General features: G+C 58.9%; 18 protein-coding genes. 8 read left to right on the plus strand and 10 right to left on the minus strand.

All coding sequences use genetic code 11. The features are described 5' to 3' along the window. Positions 1 to 55: 55 nt before the first annotated feature. The gene (locus AC1ROR_RS06030) at positions 56 to 1,048 is read left to right on the plus strand and encodes an RgsD C-terminal domain-containing protein (RefSeq protein WP_035223025.1); all 993 of its coding nucleotides are present in this window, start codon (positions 56 to 58) and stop codon (positions 1,046 to 1,048) included. Positions 1,049 to 1,254: 206 nt separating this feature from the next. Here AC1ROR_RS06030 and thrS read toward each other — a convergent pair whose 3' ends face one another. The 4 genes from thrS to AC1ROR_RS06050 form a co-directional block, all read right to left on the minus strand. After that, positions 1,255 to 3,258, minus strand: coding sequence for a threonine--tRNA ligase (gene thrS, locus AC1ROR_RS06035; protein ID WP_498588875.1), 2,004 nt, complete (start codon positions 3,256 to 3,258; stop codon positions 1,255 to 1,257). A gap of 126 nt (positions 3,259 to 3,384) precedes the next feature. Next, positions 3,385 to 3,906: a DUF1697 domain-containing protein gene (locus AC1ROR_RS06040; protein WP_035223020.1), complete on the minus strand. Its 522-nt coding sequence runs from the start codon at positions 3,904 to 3,906 to the stop codon at positions 3,385 to 3,387. Further along, positions 3,903 to 4,262, minus strand: a complete 360-nt coding sequence (gene yidD / locus AC1ROR_RS06045) for a membrane protein insertion efficiency factor YidD (RefSeq protein WP_035223018.1) — start codon at positions 4,260 to 4,262, stop codon at positions 3,903 to 3,905. The genes AC1ROR_RS06040 and yidD overlap by 4 nt, the downstream gene beginning before the upstream one ends. A 3-nt stretch (positions 4,263 to 4,265) precedes the next feature. Further along, positions 4,266 to 4,712, minus strand: a complete 447-nt coding sequence (locus tag AC1ROR_RS06050) for an iron-sulfur cluster assembly scaffold protein (protein ID WP_035223418.1) — start codon at positions 4,710 to 4,712, stop codon at positions 4,266 to 4,268. Between the two features lie 286 nt (positions 4,713 to 4,998). On the opposite strand from AC1ROR_RS06050, the gene folE reads away from it, so the two are divergent. From folE to AC1ROR_RS06065, 3 genes are all read left to right on the plus strand, one after another. Then, positions 4,999 to 5,625: a GTP cyclohydrolase I FolE gene (folE, locus tag AC1ROR_RS06055; RefSeq protein WP_003495569.1), complete on the plus strand. Its 627-nt coding sequence runs from the start codon at positions 4,999 to 5,001 to the stop codon at positions 5,623 to 5,625. Positions 5,626 to 5,651: 26 nt separating this feature from the next. Then, a complete protein-coding gene (hisI, locus tag AC1ROR_RS06060; RefSeq protein ID WP_035223016.1) occupies positions 5,652 to 6,104 on the plus strand; it encodes a phosphoribosyl-AMP cyclohydrolase in 453 nt (150 codons plus the stop codon). Positions 6,105 to 6,198: 94 nt separating this feature from the next. Then, entirely contained in the window at positions 6,199 to 7,137 is a 939-nt protein-coding gene (locus AC1ROR_RS06065) for a patatin-like phospholipase family protein (protein WP_498588876.1), read from the plus strand. A 171-nt stretch (positions 7,138 to 7,308) separates the two neighbouring features. Here AC1ROR_RS06065 and AC1ROR_RS06070 read toward each other — a convergent pair whose 3' ends face one another. After that, positions 7,309 to 7,743, minus strand: a complete 435-nt coding sequence (locus AC1ROR_RS06070; protein WP_035223011.1) for a CBS domain-containing protein — start codon at positions 7,741 to 7,743, stop codon at positions 7,309 to 7,311. Between the two features lie 156 nt (positions 7,744 to 7,899). Further along, positions 7,900 to 8,637: a rhomboid family intramembrane serine protease gene (locus tag AC1ROR_RS06075; protein WP_498588877.1), complete on the minus strand. Its 738-nt coding sequence runs from the start codon at positions 8,635 to 8,637 to the stop codon at positions 7,900 to 7,902. Positions 8,638 to 8,992: 355 nt separating this feature from the next. On the opposite strand from AC1ROR_RS06075, the gene AC1ROR_RS06080 reads away from it, so the two are divergent. The 3 genes from AC1ROR_RS06080 to AC1ROR_RS06090 all read left to right on the plus strand — a co-directional run bounded on the left by AC1ROR_RS06080 (position 8,993) and on the right by AC1ROR_RS06090 (position 11,738). Beyond that, entirely contained in the window at positions 8,993 to 9,550 is a 558-nt protein-coding gene (locus tag AC1ROR_RS06080; RefSeq protein WP_035223006.1) for a PAS domain-containing protein, read from the plus strand. Positions 9,551 to 9,733: 183 nt separating this feature from the next. Beyond that, positions 9,734 to 10,351, plus strand: a complete 618-nt coding sequence (locus AC1ROR_RS06085; protein WP_035223003.1) for a PilZ domain-containing protein — start codon at positions 9,734 to 9,736, stop codon at positions 10,349 to 10,351. A gap of 781 nt (positions 10,352 to 11,132) precedes the next feature. Beyond that, on the plus strand, positions 11,133 to 11,738 hold the full coding sequence (locus AC1ROR_RS06090; RefSeq protein ID WP_003495559.1) for a transglutaminase-like cysteine peptidase: 606 nt from the start codon (positions 11,133 to 11,135) through the stop codon (positions 11,736 to 11,738). A gap of 94 nt (positions 11,739 to 11,832) precedes the next feature. On the opposite strand, the gene AC1ROR_RS06095 is transcribed toward AC1ROR_RS06090, so the two are convergent. Then, a complete protein-coding gene (locus AC1ROR_RS06095) occupies positions 11,833 to 12,267 on the minus strand; it encodes a DUF1489 family protein (RefSeq protein WP_035222999.1) in 435 nt (144 codons plus the stop codon). Between the two features lie 65 nt (positions 12,268 to 12,332). Beyond that, a complete protein-coding gene (locus AC1ROR_RS06100) occupies positions 12,333 to 13,736 on the minus strand; it encodes an L-serine ammonia-lyase (protein ID WP_080834709.1) in 1,404 nt (467 codons plus the stop codon). A gap of 656 nt (positions 13,737 to 14,392) precedes the next feature. Here AC1ROR_RS06100 and AC1ROR_RS06105 point away from each other — a divergent pair. Next, entirely contained in the window at positions 14,393 to 14,743 is a 351-nt protein-coding gene (locus AC1ROR_RS06105) for a hypothetical protein (RefSeq protein WP_498588878.1), read from the plus strand. Between the two features lie 9 nt (positions 14,744 to 14,752). Here the strand turns inward: AC1ROR_RS06105 and AC1ROR_RS06110 are convergent, their stop codons facing one another. Next, on the minus strand, positions 14,753 to 15,505 hold the full coding sequence (locus tag AC1ROR_RS06110) for a phosphodiester glycosidase family protein (RefSeq protein ID WP_498588879.1): 753 nt from the start codon (positions 15,503 to 15,505) through the stop codon (positions 14,753 to 14,755). A 133-nt stretch (positions 15,506 to 15,638) separates the two neighbouring features. After that, positions 15,639 to 15,800, minus strand: a complete 162-nt coding sequence (locus AC1ROR_RS06115) for an entericidin domain-containing protein (protein ID WP_004442283.1) — start codon at positions 15,798 to 15,800, stop codon at positions 15,639 to 15,641. Positions 15,801 to 15,807 lie beyond the last annotated feature (7 nt).

Genomic DNA, 15,807 nt, shown 5'->3' on the forward strand with positions numbered 1-15,807 from the left:
ACGGCATTGGTTTTGAAGTGATCCGGGAAAATCAAGAAGTCAATCGGTATCGAAAATGTCGGCAATCAAATTCGTGGCCAAATTCGCGACACGTCTGGCCATTGCGTTCGCCGCGATCGGCATTTTATCACAGGCAGCTTTTTCGCAGGACGCGTTTAAAGACTTCAAGCAGCTTGGCGGCACGCCGAAAATGCCGAAACTCAATGCTTTCACCGCCCCGACTGCGCCCAATGCCCCAACAAGCACCGCCCGCGATATCGCCATGGAAGCCAAGCTGACGAGCGAAGGCGAAGCGGTGAAGGAAGGCCTGTCCTGGCGCGTTTTCAGCCCTATCCCGGGTGCCGACGGCAAATTGCCGATGCTGGCAAGCTCAGAGGGCGGCTCGGCACATTTTAATCTGGTGCCTGGAGAATATTTCGTCAACGTCGCCTTCGGCCGCGCCGGCGTCACCAAGAAACTCAACATTCCGACATCAGGCAACGTTCAGAAACAGGTGTTGATTCTCGATGCCGGCGGTTTCGTGCTGAACGCGGTCGCAGGTTCCGACAAGCAGATCTCCGGCACCCAGCTGAAATTTTCCGTCTACTCGTCGGACGCCCGGCCGGACGGCGAGCGCGGCCTCGTCATGTCCGATATCAAGCCCAACACCATCGTGCGCCTCAATGCCGGAACGTACCACGTGGTTTCCGAATATGGCAACGTCAATGCGGTGGTGCGCGCCGATATCCAGGTGGAAGCCGGCAAGCTGACGGAAGCGACCCTCCAGCATCAGGCCGCCCAGATCACCCTCAAGCTCGTCTCCGAAGAAGGCGGCGAGGCCATTGCCGATACGGCCTGGTCGGTGCTGAACGGCGGCGGCGACGTGGTCAACGAAAGCGTCAGCGCCTTTTCGACCATGGTGCTGGCGGAAGGCGAATATACCGCCATCGCCCGCAACAAGGACAAGGTCTTCCAGCGCAACTTCAAAGTAACCTCCGGCCGGGATTCGGATGTGGAAGTGCTGATGAAGGATCAGGCGCCGGAAGATATGACCGGGGATTTTGAGTAGGCGTCACCTACATCTCATCCGTCATGCCGGACTTGATCCGGCATCCAGCCACGGCGCGTCTGCGCCGTGAAGAGAGTCTTTCGCGATCAAGGACTTGATCGCGCTGGACCCCGGATCTAGTCCGGGGTGACGGAGTGCGGATGCCCCGCCTTCTGCCAGCACATCCCCACAAACAAAACGGCCCCCGAAGGGGCCGTCGTCATTTCTCAAGCAACCTGCTTCTTCGCCGCGAGCTTGCGCTTCACATCCGGCGGCGTCGCTTCGTCCACAAGGCTCGTAATCGCATCTTCGAGCGACATCGGCGTCTGGTTCTGCGAACCGAGGCGGCGGATGTTGACCGAGCGCTCTTCCGCTTCCTTGCGGCCGCAGACGATGATGACCGGAACCTTGGTCACCGAATGCTCGCGGATCTTGTAGTTGATCTTCTCGTTGCGGAAATCGGTCTCGACCGCCATGCCCGCCTCGCGCAGCGCTTCCGCAACCTCACGGCCGTAATCATCCGCATCCGAGGTGATCGTCGCGACCACGACCTGAAGCGGCGCAAACCACAGCGGCATATGGCCGGCGAAGTTCTCGATGAGGATGCCGAGGAAGCGCTCCATGGAGCCGCAGATGGCGCGATGGATCATCACCGGCTGCGTCTTTTCGGAGTTCTGGTCGATATAGAAGGCGCCGAAACGTTCCGGCAGGTTAAAGTCCACCTGCGTCGTGCCGCATTGCCATTCACGGCCGATGGCATCCTTCAGCGTATATTCGAACTTCGGCCCGTAGAACGCACCCTCGCCCGGCAGGATGCCGGTCTTGATGCGGCCTTCGGACTGTTCCTCGATGGTCTTCAGAACATCCATCATCACGCTTTCGGCGCGATCCCAGAGATCGTCGGAACCGACGCGCTTTTCAGGGCGCGTGGAGAGCTTGACGACGACTTCGCTGAAACCGAAATCCTCATAGACGGAGAGGATGAGGTCGTTGATGCGCAGGCATTCCGCCGCCATCTGCTCTTCCGTGCAGAAGACATGCGCATCGTCCTGCGTGAAGCCGCGAACGCGCATCAGGCCATGCAGAGCCCCGGAAGCCTCATAACGATGCACGGTGCCGAATTCCGCAAGGCGGACGGGCATTTCGCGGTAAGACTTCAAGCCATGCTTGAAGATCTGCACGTGACCCGGGCAGTTCATCGGCTTCAGGGCGAAAACGCGCTGATCGGCTTCCTCGTCATCGGGATGGGTGAAGGCATGGGCGGATTTCACCGCGAACATGTTTTCCTGATACCAGCCCCAGTGACCGGAGGTTTCCCACAGCGACTTGTCCAGCACCTGCGGCGCGTTGACTTCCTGATAGGTATTGGCAAGCCGGCGGCGCATATAGGCCGTCAGCGTCTGGAACATGCGCCAGCCCTTGCCGTGCCAGAACACGACGCCCGGGCCTTCTTCCTGGAAATGGAACAGGTCCATTTCGCGGCCGAGACGGCGGTGGTCGCGCTTTTCGGCTTCCGCCAGCACGTGCAGATAATTGTCCAGCTCTTCCTGCGTCGCCCAGGCGGTGCCGTAGATGCGCGACAGCATCGCATTGTTGCTGTCACCGCGCCAATAGGCGCCGGCCACCTTCATCAACTTGAAGGCCGTTCCGATCTGCCCCGTGGAGGCCATATGCGGGCCACGGCAGAGATCGAACCAGTCGCCCTGGTAATAGATCTTCAGGTCCTGACCTGCCGGAATGGCGTCGACCAGCTCGACCTTGTAGTTCTCGCCCTTGGCGGCGAACACTTCCTTGGCCTTTTCACGTGACCAGACCTCGCGGGTAAACGGCTTGTTGCGCAGAATGATTTCCTTCATGCGCTTTTCGATCTTTGGCAGATCTTCCGGCGTGAAAGGTTCGTTCTTGGCGAAGTCGTAATAAAAGCCGTTCTCGATTACAGGGCCGATCGTCACCTGCGTGCCGGGCCACAGTTCCTGCACGGCTTCAGCCATGACGTGGGCGGCATCGTGGCGGATGAGCTCCAGCGCACGCCCGTCTTCACGCGTGACGATCTCGATTTTGCCATCGGTGATGGTCTCGGACAAATCGCGCACGGTGCCGTCAAGCGCAATGGCGACAGCCTTCTTGGCAAGCGATTTGGAAATGGATTCGGCGACCTCGCGGCCGGTCGTACCGGCGGGGTAGCTGCGCACGGATCCATCGGGAAATGTAAGGGAAACAGCTTCAGACATTGTCTAACTCTCCTGTCCAGTCCCGCCAACGAATGCGGGTGGTGTTGGAATAATAATCGCCCGACTAGTAATGGGCAGGCAGGCTGATAAAGAATTTTGCCGTTCCAGTCAAAGGTGAACGGCGTTTCACCGGAGCATTTCAGCGAGTCCGTTGACGGTATTGGCGTTGCGTGTCGTCCCTACCCCAAGCCTCCTGGTGGTCAATACCGATAGAAGCCGGCTTTCGCTTGGCTTGCCGCCAAAATCGATCCAGAGGTCGCCGCCGACAAGGGTGATCTTTTCATCCCGGCGATATTTCTCCAGAAATCCGAGGACGTCGCTGCCGAGTGGCTCGCGCATCACCCGCACGCAGACGTCCGGTGGATGACCGTCAGTAAACGGATTCTCGGCGGTCAGTCTCAGCCAGTCAGGGCCTGAACGAACGAGAATATCGACATGTTTGCCGAACCGTTTCTCAAAGGCGCGCTCGAGCCTGTCCTCGATGTCGCGAACAGGAGCAGCCTGCGCGTGAAAGACAAGATTTCCCGTCGCGACCAGCGTTCTGCAGTCACCAAAACCGAGCTCCTGCGCCATTTCACGCAGATCGGCCATGAGGAGCCGCCTGCCCGCACCAAGCACGATACTGTGCAGCAGAGCCACATAGGTCATCGGCGCAGCTTCCAGTAACGCCAGGGCGCCCACCAGCGCCTGTTGCCGCCGAGCTTTTCCGGCACCGGATCAAGCCCGCTGGTACCACCCGGCCCGCAGCGCGCGACGCGAAACAGCGTCATCCATCCCCCCGCCCAAAGCCCGTGGCGGGCAATGGCCTCATAACCATATTCGGAACAGGTGGGGATGTGGCGGCAGGAGTTCCCGATAAAACCGGAAAGCGTCAGCTGATAAAGCCGGATGAAACCGACGCCCAGAAGCCGCCCCGGCGTTTTGGCAAAGGCGCCGCCCCAGTTGCGGGATCGCCCGGCCTTTACCGCCGTCTCATTATGCCGGCAGCCCGGTTCGCCGCACATTGCCTAACCCGCAGCGTTCAGAACCGGCCGGCTCTCGATCTGGTCGAGCGCATCGATCACCGCTTCGAAAGTCAGCATGGTCGAGGCGTGGCGGGCCTTGAAGTCCCGGACCGGTGAAAGCACGCGCATATCCGCAAAACGGCCCGTCGGCCCCTCGCCGTCCTGTTTCAGCATGGCAAGCATGTCTTCGCGCGCCTGCCGAAGCTCGGCACTGGAAGCACCGACGATATGATGCGCCATGATGGAGGCGGAGGCCTGCCCCAGTGCGCAGGCGCGAACCTCATGCGAAAATGCCGTGACGATGCCGCCTTCGAGCTTCAGATAGACCTTGAGTTTCGAGCCGCACAGCCGCGAGTGTTTCTCGGCGCTGGCATCGGCATCCTCGAGAACACCGATCAGCGGAATATTCCCGGCAAATTCCAGAATGCGATTATTGTAGATATCGTCCATCGTCAGGTGTCCGGCGCGCTCAAGAATGCCCAAAAACAGGACAGGTCAAATTTTTCAAACACAGCGTTTCTCGCGGTGAAGCTTTCCTGCCCTTCATTCTCATTATATGCTAACGAGCTTTCTGGACATCAAGCTGCGATGAAATTAACGGCTCTGATACCGAAATATCAGCATCGGTCTTGCCAAAATGCTGTAAAACAACCAGATAGCAGCAACAGCGGACAGAAGTCCGCTTTTAAAAAAACGAAGTTCAGGTGCGGCCTTGACCCGCATCGGGAGAGACGGAATGGATGCGATCGTGAAGAATTTCCCCGGCGCTGGCGCAAAACCCGATGTGGCCGAGGCTCGCCCAAGCCAGGCGGAAGCGGAAGAAGCAGTACGCGTTCTTCTGCGCTGGGCAGGAGAAAACCCCGCCCGCGAAGGTCTCTTGGATACGCCCAAGCGCGTCGCCAAGGCCTACCGCGAACTCTTCGCCGGTTATGAGCTGAACGTTCAGGACGTGCTCGGCACGACCTTCGAGGAAGTCGGCGGTTATGATGATGTGGTGCTGGTGCGCGACATCCCCTTCTTCTCCCATTGCGAACACCATATGGTGCCGATCGTCGGCAAGGCGCATGTCGCCTATCTTCCGGCCGGACGCGTGCTCGGCCTGTCGAAGATCGCCCGCGTCGTTGAAATCTTCGGCCGCCGCCTGCAGACGCAGGAAAACATGACCGCGCAGATCGCGAGATCCATCGAGGAAACGCTGAAACCGCGCGGCGTGGCCGTCATGATCGACGCCGAACATATGTGCATGTCCATGCGCGGCGTAAACAAGCAGGGGTCCACGACCCTCACCACCAGCTTCACCGGCACGTTCAAGAACGATCCGGCCGAGCAGGTGCGCTTCATGACCATGGTGCGGAACCGTTAAGGTTCCGCTTTTCCTTCGGGGTAGCAATGTCCATATCGTTTCCGTCCGCGCCTGCGGACAAGGAAGTGCTAGAAAACGCAGGCCTTTTTTCACCGCGATTCGATGCCCACGGCCTCGTCACCGCCGTGGTCACGGATGCGCATGACGGCGAATTGCTGATGGTCGCCCATATGAATGCGGAAGCCCTGGCTCTGACGCTGGAAACCGGCATCGCCCACTATTACAGCCGCTCGCGCGACAAGATCTGGAAGAAGGGCGAAACATCAGGCAATCTGCAGACGGTGAAGGAGTTCCGCACCGATTGCGATCAGGACGCCGTCTGGCTGAAGGTCTGCGTCGCCGGTCATGATGCCACCTGCCATACCGGTCGCCGCTCGTGCTTCTACCGCACGGTTGAGTTGGCCGACGGCAATGCCGTCACCAGAATCACCGACGATACCCGCCATTTCGATCCGGCCAGCGTCTATTCGGACAAGTGAAGCTCGATCTTCCATCGGCCGCACCAATTTGCTACCAATATAGCGGGCTCCGGGGATAAGGGCGGAGTCCGTCGAACTGGCAGGGAGTGCGGTCATGTTGGGATGGGGTAATCGTCACAATTCTCTTGCGGTTGGAAATCCCGAAAACATCGGCAACGAGCCACCCGTCACCGAGATCGTCGACACACGCCGCATCGCGCTGGCGCTCGGCGGCGGCGCAGCACGCGGCTGGGCCCATATCGGCGTCTTGCGGGCACTGGACGAGGCCGGGGTGAAGATCGGCATGATTGCCGGAACCTCGATCGGAGCGCTGGTGGGTGGTTGTTATCTCGCCGGCAAGCTCGATGAGCTGGAGGAATTCGCCCGCTCGCTGACGATGCGCCGCATTGCCGGCCTTCTCGACCTCACAATCGGCGGCGGCGGCCTCTTCGGCGGCATGCGGCTGACCAAGCGCATGCAGGAGCATCTGGAAGGCCTGCGCGTCGAAAACCTCGATCATCCCTTCATCGCCGTCGCGACGGAATTGCGCACGGGCCACGAGGTCTGGATCCATCAGGGCGATCTCGTCACGGCGCTGCGCTCATCCTATGCGCTGCCGGGAATTTTCGAGCCGGTGCAATGCAACGGCCGCACGCTGATCGATGGTGCACTGGTCAATCCCGTGCCGGTTTCGGTCTGCCGGGCCTATGAGCAGGCGCTCGTCGTTGCCGTCAACCTCAATTATGATCTGTTCGGCCGCTCCGCGGTGGTCAAGCACGCGGCTTCATCAGCCGGCGGCGGCGCTGCCCCCGTGGAAAGCGCCCCGCGCCCCGGCCTACCGGGCGTGATGGTACAGGCCTTCAACATCATTCAGGACCGGATTTCGCGCTCGCGTCTGGCCGGCGATCCGCCCGACCTCATGCTGCACCCCCGCATCAACGATATCGGCCTGTCGGAATTCCACCGCGCCAGCGAAGCCATCGACAGGGGATATGAGGAAACGCGCGCCCGCATTCCTGAACTGGAGCGCATGCAACAGGCGTTCCGCCGCTGATGCATGACGCGTAGGGTTAGATTTTAGCGCCGAGCATTTCGAGCTAGAGAAAAAACGCGTGCTCCCGCGCCCTCCTACCTGTGCTCGTCACAGGAAGGAGCGTGTCGGGGCACTCGGTCAAAACCTTACGGAATGCCCCGCTGGAACCACCGCTAGCCAAGGCGCGAAACCTCAGCCGGCGATATAGGCCTTGATATGTTCGGCCTCCAACTCGATCTCGCCGATCCGCGCCTTCACCACGTCACCGATGGAGATGATGCCGGCAAGACGGCCATTTTCCTCGACCGGAATATGGCGAAAACGTCCGCCTGTCATGATTTCCATCAACTCGTCGGTGGTGGAGTTGTGATGACAGCGGATGACGTTCCTGGTCATGGCCGCCGAGACCAGTTGCTGGAGGGAAGCGGCGCCCTGGCCTGCCACGGCTTTCACCAGATCGCGTTCCGTGAAAATGCCGAGAACGACACCGTCGGCATCCGTCACGACGAGAGCGCCGATCTTGTGCGCATGCAGCGTTCCCGCCGCTTCGCCGATGGTCACGCCCGGACCGACAGTCACGACATCCCGGCCCTTGCGGTCGAGAAGATCTTTTACGAATGTTGCCATGCCTTCCTCCTCTTTTCAGCAATCCGCAGCGCGCCGCAGTCTCCCCCGACGGTTGCAAATCATGGAACATGGTGCGCTGAGGCCCGCGTGAATGCAATCCCGGATGGGACGCGCGCAAGCAAATTTGCGCCACGGCCGTCAAGGAGCGTGATCGCTTCAGCGCAGCGGACGATCGAACAGGCCGAAGAAAAGAAAGCCAAGCAGGAAGCCGAAAATATGCGCATCCCAGGCGATTGCACCGCCGACATCACCGAACAGCGGAACCCCGACCGCAATCAGCACATTGCCGAAAAGCCACATCAGCGTGAAGACGAGCACGGTTCTGTTCGAAAGCGCCGCCAGAATGCTCTGCCGGGGCATCAGATGCCCAAAAGAAGCGCTGTAACCGCCGCGAGCGGGGAAAGCGAAACGGCAGGCGGCCCCCATCAGCGCCGAGACCACACCTGACGCCCCAATCAGGACCGTGACATCGCCCCAGTTCAGCGCCGCATGGCCAAAGGCCGAAACGGCGGCGGAAATGCACCACAACAACACGAATCGGAGTGTGCCGATCCGGCGCAGAACCGGCGCGCCGAAGGCCATCAGCCACAATCCGTTAAAGAGAATATGTTCGATGCCGCCATGCAGAAAAGAATAGGTGACCGGCGTCCAAAGCCATTCCATTCCCTGCTGGGAGAAAGGCATGGCATAACGCAGCGGAATGAAGCCGAAGGTGAAAATATACCAGGCGGTGCCATCCTCCGACAGAAAATAGGCCGGAAGCACATAGGCCAGGAGCAATGCAGCCAATAGACCGACCAGAAACGGCGGCAGGTTGAAGACGGGATTGTTCGTGTCGTCTTTCGGCTCCGGAGTTTCCGAAACCGGCGGCTGCTCGCCGTCACCATAGGACATGATCCCATCCCTGTCTTTTTAGAAATTTACGTCTCCGAGCAATATAGGAAGCCCGGACGAAAAAAAAGCCGTCCCGCCTTTGATGCACCTGACGCGAAAACCCTATCGGTCCAAGCGCCGGGATCAAGGACAGTCCGGCTTGAGACAGCGCCCTGAAAGTCTCGGGCGGAGCCATCAATTGTGCTGACGGACGTTACCCCGACATGGCTGCACCGATGCCACGGCTCTTGCTAGCGCGCAATCTCAACCAATTGTTAACCTTAACAAAATCGACTGGCACGAAATTCGCTACACCTCTCCATACAGACGTTCGAAAGGACATGATGTCCCAAAAACGAACATGGAGAACGATGCTATGAAAAGCATGGGCGGACTGGACATATACAACTATTGGGACGAATTGCGCGGCAACAAGCCCGCGCCCCGTCGCGAAGACATAGATCCCGCAAGGCTCAAACATCATCTGGGCGATCTCTTCATCCTGACGGACAAGGGAGAACACTCGCCATTCTTCCGCCTGGCCGGTACACGTCTCTGCGATCTGTTCGGCCGGGAATTGCGGGATCGTCCGTTTTCGGAACTGTGGTCGGCGGAAAAAGCCGTTTTCCCCTGCCGCGTCGCGCGTGGCATCCTGCAGCATAGGTTACCCGTCGTGTTCGACGTGGAGGCAGAGGATAATCATGGCGCGGCACCGCTGGCATTCGAGATGCTGCTGTTGCCGCTGCGCACCGACGAAGGCACGGCCCCGCGTTTGCTCGGGGCGCTGCTTCCGGAACGGCCGCGTCACGAATTCGACGCGCCCGTCAATTGCCTTGTGATGAAGGGCAGCCGCCTGCTGCACCTGGACATCGCCTCAGCAAATTATGCGGCGAATGCGGGAGCCGCCGTCACGCCGCGCACGGGAAACTGTTGAAGACTGATCCACCTGCCCCGGTGCAGGCAGATGGCACGCAGCCCTCCCGGAATTTCGCGTAAAAAACGTCATATGTGTAACGATTATTGCCATTTGGAAAAATTGTAGAGATCAAACAATACAGTCTGTTAACCCGGGCAAGGTAGAGATTTGTGATCATTATCCGTCACAATTGCGCTGTCCATGTTTTCATCTCGCTCGGCCAACACCGCCCAAATTCTGCGTCCCGTTGAAGAGGCGCCCCTCGACGACGCCGTTCGCGTGTCGTTCAGCGGCCGTCTCATGTTGCCCGACCATCAGGAATATGATTGCACAGCGACCGAGATGACCGCCGAGAAAGCACAGTTCAGCTGCTCCGGCATCGCCCGCAACGGCGACCGCGTCATCGCCTATCTTCAGCACATCGGCCGCATCGAAGGAACGGTGACATCGCTCACCGCCTCCGGCTTTGTCATCGCCATCAATGCGCCGGAGCGCAAGCGTGAAAAGCTTGCCGCCCAGCTGGCATGGATCGCCAAGCGCCAATTGCTTGGCCTGCCGGAAGACCGCCGCCACGACCGCCTGACACCGCGCAATGCCAAGGCCCAGCTGGTTCTGGAAGACGGCGTGCTTGTCACCTGCCGGCTCATCGACCTTTCCCTGTCCGGCGCTGCAATCGAAATCGAAAACCGGCCGCCGCTCGGCAGCCGCGTGCAGCTCGGCAAGGCCATGAGCGGCAAGATCGTGCGCCACTTCATGGAAGGCGTGGCGGTCGAGTTCGATCGCGTCCAGTCTCCCGACGCGCTGATCGAGTTTCTCTAGACATTTCCAGTGGCAGTCTTGGAGTAGTTTTACGCACAGAATGCGTAAAACCGGGGGTAAGAAATGCCCCGACAAATTCAATCCATGGAAAGTGAAGCAGGCCTGATGCGGGCGCAGCATTTTGATGCGCGCCAGAACGAATACTGCTTGCCGTTATGAGGGCCTCGAGCCGGATCCAGTAAGCTCAAGTCCCTAGTTCAGAACAAACATACCACCGCGCGGACGCGCATCGACGCGATTCCCGCAAAACCGGAATGGCGGCGGCGGAGATTGAGTTCTAAACAGCACGTCCTGCACCGTCTATTCCGCTTAACCCAGCTGCCATATGGCCGGTCACAGCGCGTAACTTAGCGCCACTGCGGGCAGTGTCCTGCACATGAACCCTCAGAAAAACGCCCGTTCCAAAACTTTTTCCAAGAAAAAAGCAGTTTTTTCAAAGTTTTTTTCGCTGCTTTTCCATGCTGTCCCGACCTGAAACAGCCATCCCAAAACGGGAAATCCATGTCCCTGCGCTGCGCCACCGGATGACTTCACGCGGCCGTGAAAACAGCCCAACTCAAAAAATCGCTGTCAATACAGTGGAATAAATGGCTACCAAAAGACTAAGGGCGGGATGCGTAAAATTCTAATAAAATTTATCTCAAACACGCATAAAAACTCACTCAAATACAGTTCAAAATAGCGGCTAATTTGCTGAAATTTAAGCTCAAATTGCCCCACCTAAATTTCCGGCGGGTCAAAATATACCTGCGAATGTCTCCTCAACACGGGGAGACAAGCAATGAACAACAACCGTATCGTTTTCGTCCTGATCGCATTCATCGTAAGCGCCTTCGCAAGCCAGGCAAGCGCATCGCCGGCCGCCGTCATGCGTGTGATCGGCAAGGCCAACCCGCCGATCGGCCACTATGAATTCTGCCAGACCTATCAGAGCGAATGCCAGCCGACCTCGCTGGATACCGGTCCGATGAAGCTGACCGAAGAGCGCTGGAAGACGATGCTGGACGTCAACTACACCGTCAACACGACGATCACGCCGATGACCGATATGGAAATCTACGGCGTTGAGGAACGCTGGGCCTATCCGACCACGGTCGGCGATTGCGAAGACTTCGTGCTTCTGAAGCGCAAGATGCTGATGAACAAGGGCTTCTCCGCCTCCAACCTGTTGATCACGGTGGTTCTGCAGCCGAATGGCGAAGGCCACGCCGTCCTTACCGTTCGCACCGATCGCGGCGATTTCATCCTCGACAACATGCGTAACAAGGTCATGAACTGGTCTGAGACCGAATATACCTACCTGAAGCGCCAGGACACCGCCAATCCCGGCCGCTGGATGAAAATTCAGGATGGCCGCGCCACCAACGCCGTCGGCGGCATCAACTAAAGTCGTTCAAACGACAGCAATACCGTCTCCCCAAACGAAAAAGCCGGCTCCGCAAGGAAGCCGGCTTTTTCGTTTTCATGCAATTCGCTCAGCGTCAGAGCAGGCCAAGCTCGGCCAGCTCCCGGCGCAGATCGGAAGGCATATCCTCGCCGCCCCCGCCGCCGCCGAGATCGCGTGGCGCCTCGTCGTCCTTGAGATAACGCCAGCCCTGAAACGGCCGCTTCGGCGCTGGCGAGGTTTCGATCACCTCTGGGCCGAGAATGAGATCGCAGCGGGTAATACCGTCGTCGCCCTTGAAGGAGCGGAGGTCGAGAAGCTTCTGCCGCGCCTGCACCTGCCCCTTGATGACCCAATAGAGCGAGCCGCCTTCCAGCAGCTCCTCAACTCGCTTGGGGATCATCCGGGTCGTGTGCACGCTATGCGGCTCAAGGCCGGCGGCAATCGCGGTCAGCGAGCGATGCGCGACCCAGTCTCTCAAATCCTGGAGTGAATCCGCGCCGACGCAAAGTTTTATCAGATGTAGAGGCATGGCCCTATCAATGCCTTTTTGCGGCGGGCGTCAAGCATCTGGACAATGCCCGCCGCCCTGCCCGCTCAGCACTCCACAACGTTGACGGCCAGGCCGCCGGTGGAGGTTTCCTTGTATTTCTCGCTCATGTCGTTGCCGGTCTGACGCATGGTTTCGATACAGGCGTCGAGCGGCACGAAATGCTGGCCGTCACCCTTCAGCGCCAGCGACGCCGCCGTCACCGCTTTCACGGCACCCAGCGCGTTGCGCTCGATACAGGGCACCTGCACCAGCCCGGCAATCGGATCGCAGGTCATGCCGAGATGATGTTCCAGCGCAATTTCAGCGGCATTTTCAATCTGTTCCGGCGAACCGCCCATGACCGCGGCAAGACCCGCTGCCGCCATGGCCGCCGCCGAGCCGACTTCGCCCTGACAGCCCACCTCAGCGCCTGAAATGGAAGCATTGTGCTTGATGATACCGCCGATTGCGGCGGCCGTCAGAAGGAAGTCCCGCACGTCGTCAACAGTCGCATCCTCATGGAAATGCCGGAAATATCTGACCGTGGCCGGAACAACGCCTGCCGCACCATTGGTCGGCGCGGTAACCACCCGGCCGCCGGCGGCGTTTTCTTCATTCACGGCCATGGCATAGACACTGAGCCAGTCATTCGCCAGAACCGGGTTCATCCGGTTGCTGCGCCACTCCTCATTCAGCTTCTCATAGATGGAACGCGCGCGGCGGCGTACCTTCAGGCCGCCCGGCATGATGCCATCGACCTTAAGGCCCCGCTCGATACAGCCGTTCATCGCTTCCCAGATCTGGTCGAGGCGTTCGTTCAACTCCTCGCGGGAAACCACCGTTTCCTCGTTCGCACGTTTCATCTGCGCGATGGTTCGGCCGGAACGACCCGCCATATCCAGCATCTCCCGCGCGGTGGCGAAAGGATAAGGCACGCGTGGACCGTTATCGATGGTCTTGCCGCGCTGCTTGATCGCCTCCAGTTCCGTATCGGTCACGACGAAACCGCCGCCAACGGAATAATAGATGCGCTTGATCAGCAGCCGGCCCTGATTGTCGAAGGCGGAGAAGGTCATGCCGTTGGCATGACCCGGCAGCGGGTTCTTCTTGTCGAAGACCAGATCTTCAGCCGGTCGGAACTCATAGGACGGATGGCCGGGCGGCGACACTGTGCCAGCCTTTTCGACCTTTTCGATAATAGCGTCCATCGCATCGGGATCGACAAGGTCCGGCCGCTCGCCGGTGAGACCGAGAATGACTGCACGCCCGGTGCCATGACCAATGCCGGTAAAGGCAAGAGAGCCGTGCAGGCTGACCTTCAGACGCGAAACGGAGGCACCCGCCGGACGCGGCCACTCATCCGAGAGGATCAGGGCGAGAAAGCGGTTCGCCGCCGTCATTGGCCCCATCGTATGCGAACTGGAAGGACCGATGCCGATCTTGAAAACGTCGAAGACCGAAAGAAACATGAGGTTTGTCCTGAATAAAAATGGATTCCGCCACCATCATATCCAAAGCCGCGACGGATCGCCACAAAAGAGCGTCAGCGGTTTGCACAGCTGCGACATATCGGCCGCCCATACGAAAACAGCACGGTTTCCAGAGGAAAACCGCGCCGTTTCAAAACCCGTCAATTCAGGAGAAGTGCTTATGGGCTGCCAAAAATGTACGTCAATGCGAGAAAAGCGGCAAAGCCTGCAAGTGCGCGCAACGTGACGCCCCAGCAGGATTTCTGAGCGGTTTCTTCCATGATTACTCCAGCTATTCACTCTCCGGGGGATCTTCAAGACCCGGCCCGTGGATGAAGCATTTATTAAAATCCGGCGGGGAACGCAAATGCAAAAAGCGGCTAAATGAAGGCGTTTTTGACAGGCTGCCATTCGCCCATTGCATAGGTATAAGAAAAAACAAAGCCTTAGAGGCAGGCTGTCGACAAAGCCATTTTCACCCATCGCCTCAATTTGAACCAAAGTGTAACCGGTTTATGAAGGTTTCACACAAACGCCTGTTGAAAACTGCTTCCACCGGCACGTTAAGGTCGAATTTCCGCGCTCAGACTGTTGCGTCTTGAAAGCCTGCGACCACTGCTCTATCGACAGACAACGGCAACGGGACACATCATTTCATGCAGCAGGCATCATCCTTTCCCGATCGCGAAACGGCCGCATCGAAACTGGCTTCGCTTGCGAGCGAGGACAAGGCCTGGGTGCTGCTGTTGATGGAAAACGCCTTGCAGGATGAAAACCTGCTGGCCGGTCTCAGTCTCTATCTCGACAGGCAGGCCAATGCGCCCTTCCTTAACAGCCTGAGGCTGGAGGCGGCAGGCGAATGGCTTGGCAGAAACGCCCCGGCCCGCCTGCAGATCCGCCTGATGGAAGCCGCAAAGGCCAGCCAGCACCCGACCTACCTCTCCTTTCGTCAGGGGCTGACGGCGTCGGGCGGTCTGGAAAAAGCCTATCCCAAGGCCCCGATCTGATTTTTCAGCTTAATCGGGCACCTTCTCGACGACCGCGATGATCGGCCCCATGGGAAACAGCGAATCCCGCCTTTTCATCGCGGGAATGTCGACGCTGGAAATCGTACCGTCGAGATAAAGCGCGTTCGGCGCATCCAGCACGTCGCGGAACAGCGTCGCGAAATCGTAGAACCGCACGGTCGTTTCCGAAATCGCGAAATGTACCCTGCCATCGCGGGACACGCCGACGCCGTTGCGGCGTTTCAGGCTGTCACTATCGGGCAGAAATCGCGGATGCAGCTTTCCGTCTATCACCAGCATCGGCCCGGACTGTGTGGCAAAATCCGGCTTAACACCTGCCGCCAGATAGGCCTGCGTTTCGAGAACGCCCGCCGTGGTCCCCTTCAGATAAAAAACACCATTCGGCAGAAGATGAAAGTTGCCCCAGCCGCCACCTGTGCTGATCGGCGAGGTCTCGACAGCATTTTCGATAAAGAGACCGACCGGTGAATAGTCCGAATGATACATGCCGCCATTCATGGCGAAGATGCTGAACATGTGCTGCCGCCAGAGCGCGGAGGAAAGATCGGAAAAAGACCGATATCCCTCACCCGAGACATGGTCGCGGTCATAAATCCGGATCGTGCTTTTTTCCGGATCGAAACTGCAGACGGTATAGCGGCCGCCCGCATGGTCCATGATCCTGCAGAAATCCGCCTGTCCGCCCGCCTGCGCCGAAAACGGCAGCAAGAATGGCAGCAGATACCTCATCAGTCTTTTCATCAATCGTCCGTTCACGCCGTTTCGCGCACTTGCTGGCGCGATTCTTACAGCATGAATTGTGACCGTGAAATCAGGTCAAAGAAAAGGCGCCAGCCGGAGTTCGGATGGCGCCATGCTTCCTAGGGGAGTTTTTTTAGCGGCGAGCGGCGCGGTCGACGCTGCGGCCGGCGTCCTGCGTTGCATCAACGGCATTCGCCGTATCCCGGCCCATGCCGCGAATGGTATTGCCGCATGAACTCAAGGTCACGACGGTCAACAGAGCCACGAAGACGGTCGAAAGAATACGTGTGATCATTTGAAAA

The sequence above is a fragment of the Agrobacterium sp. GW821-FHT14E08 genome (genome assembly GCF_058803865.1).

Bases quoted from the DNA above. Each gene is read 5' to 3' on its own strand.
- AC1ROR_RS06030 (WP_035223025.1), top strand. From the start codon at position 56: ATGTCGGCAATCAAATTCGTGGCCAAATTCGCGACACGTCTGGCCATT.
- thrS (WP_498588875.1), bottom strand. From the start codon at position 3,258: ATGTCTGAAGCTGTTTCCCTTACATTTCCCGATGGATCCGTGCGCAGC.
- AC1ROR_RS06040 (WP_035223020.1), bottom strand. From the start codon at position 3,906: ATGACCTATGTGGCTCTGCTGCACAGTATCGTGCTTGGTGCGGGCAGG.
- yidD (WP_035223018.1), bottom strand. From the start codon at position 4,262: ATGTGCGGCGAACCGGGCTGCCGGCATAATGAGACGGCGGTAAAGGCC.
- AC1ROR_RS06050 (WP_035223418.1), bottom strand. From the start codon at position 4,712: ATGGACGATATCTACAATAATCGCATTCTGGAATTTGCCGGGAATATT.
- folE (WP_003495569.1), top strand. From the start codon at position 4,999: ATGGATGCGATCGTGAAGAATTTCCCCGGCGCTGGCGCAAAACCCGAT.
- hisI (WP_035223016.1), top strand. From the start codon at position 5,652: ATGTCCATATCGTTTCCGTCCGCGCCTGCGGACAAGGAAGTGCTAGAA.
- AC1ROR_RS06065 (WP_498588876.1), top strand. From the start codon at position 6,199: ATGTTGGGATGGGGTAATCGTCACAATTCTCTTGCGGTTGGAAATCCC.
- AC1ROR_RS06070 (WP_035223011.1), bottom strand. From the start codon at position 7,743: ATGGCAACATTCGTAAAAGATCTTCTCGACCGCAAGGGCCGGGATGTC.
- AC1ROR_RS06075 (WP_498588877.1), bottom strand. From the start codon at position 8,637: ATGTCCTATGGTGACGGCGAGCAGCCGCCGGTTTCGGAAACTCCGGAG.
- AC1ROR_RS06080 (WP_035223006.1), top strand. From the start codon at position 8,993: ATGAAAAGCATGGGCGGACTGGACATATACAACTATTGGGACGAATTG.
- AC1ROR_RS06085 (WP_035223003.1), top strand. From the start codon at position 9,734: ATGTTTTCATCTCGCTCGGCCAACACCGCCCAAATTCTGCGTCCCGTT.
- AC1ROR_RS06090 (WP_003495559.1), top strand. From the start codon at position 11,133: ATGAACAACAACCGTATCGTTTTCGTCCTGATCGCATTCATCGTAAGC.
- AC1ROR_RS06095 (WP_035222999.1), bottom strand. From the start codon at position 12,267: ATGCCTCTACATCTGATAAAACTTTGCGTCGGCGCGGATTCACTCCAG.
- AC1ROR_RS06100 (WP_080834709.1), bottom strand. From the start codon at position 13,736: ATGTTTCTTTCGGTCTTCGACGTTTTCAAGATCGGCATCGGTCCTTCC.
- AC1ROR_RS06105 (WP_498588878.1), top strand. From the start codon at position 14,393: ATGCAGCAGGCATCATCCTTTCCCGATCGCGAAACGGCCGCATCGAAA.
- AC1ROR_RS06110 (WP_498588879.1), bottom strand. From the start codon at position 15,505: ATGAAAAGACTGATGAGGTATCTGCTGCCATTCTTGCTGCCGTTTTCG.
- AC1ROR_RS06115 (WP_004442283.1), bottom strand. From the start codon at position 15,800: ATGATCACACGTATTCTTTCGACCGTCTTCGTGGCTCTGTTGACCGTC.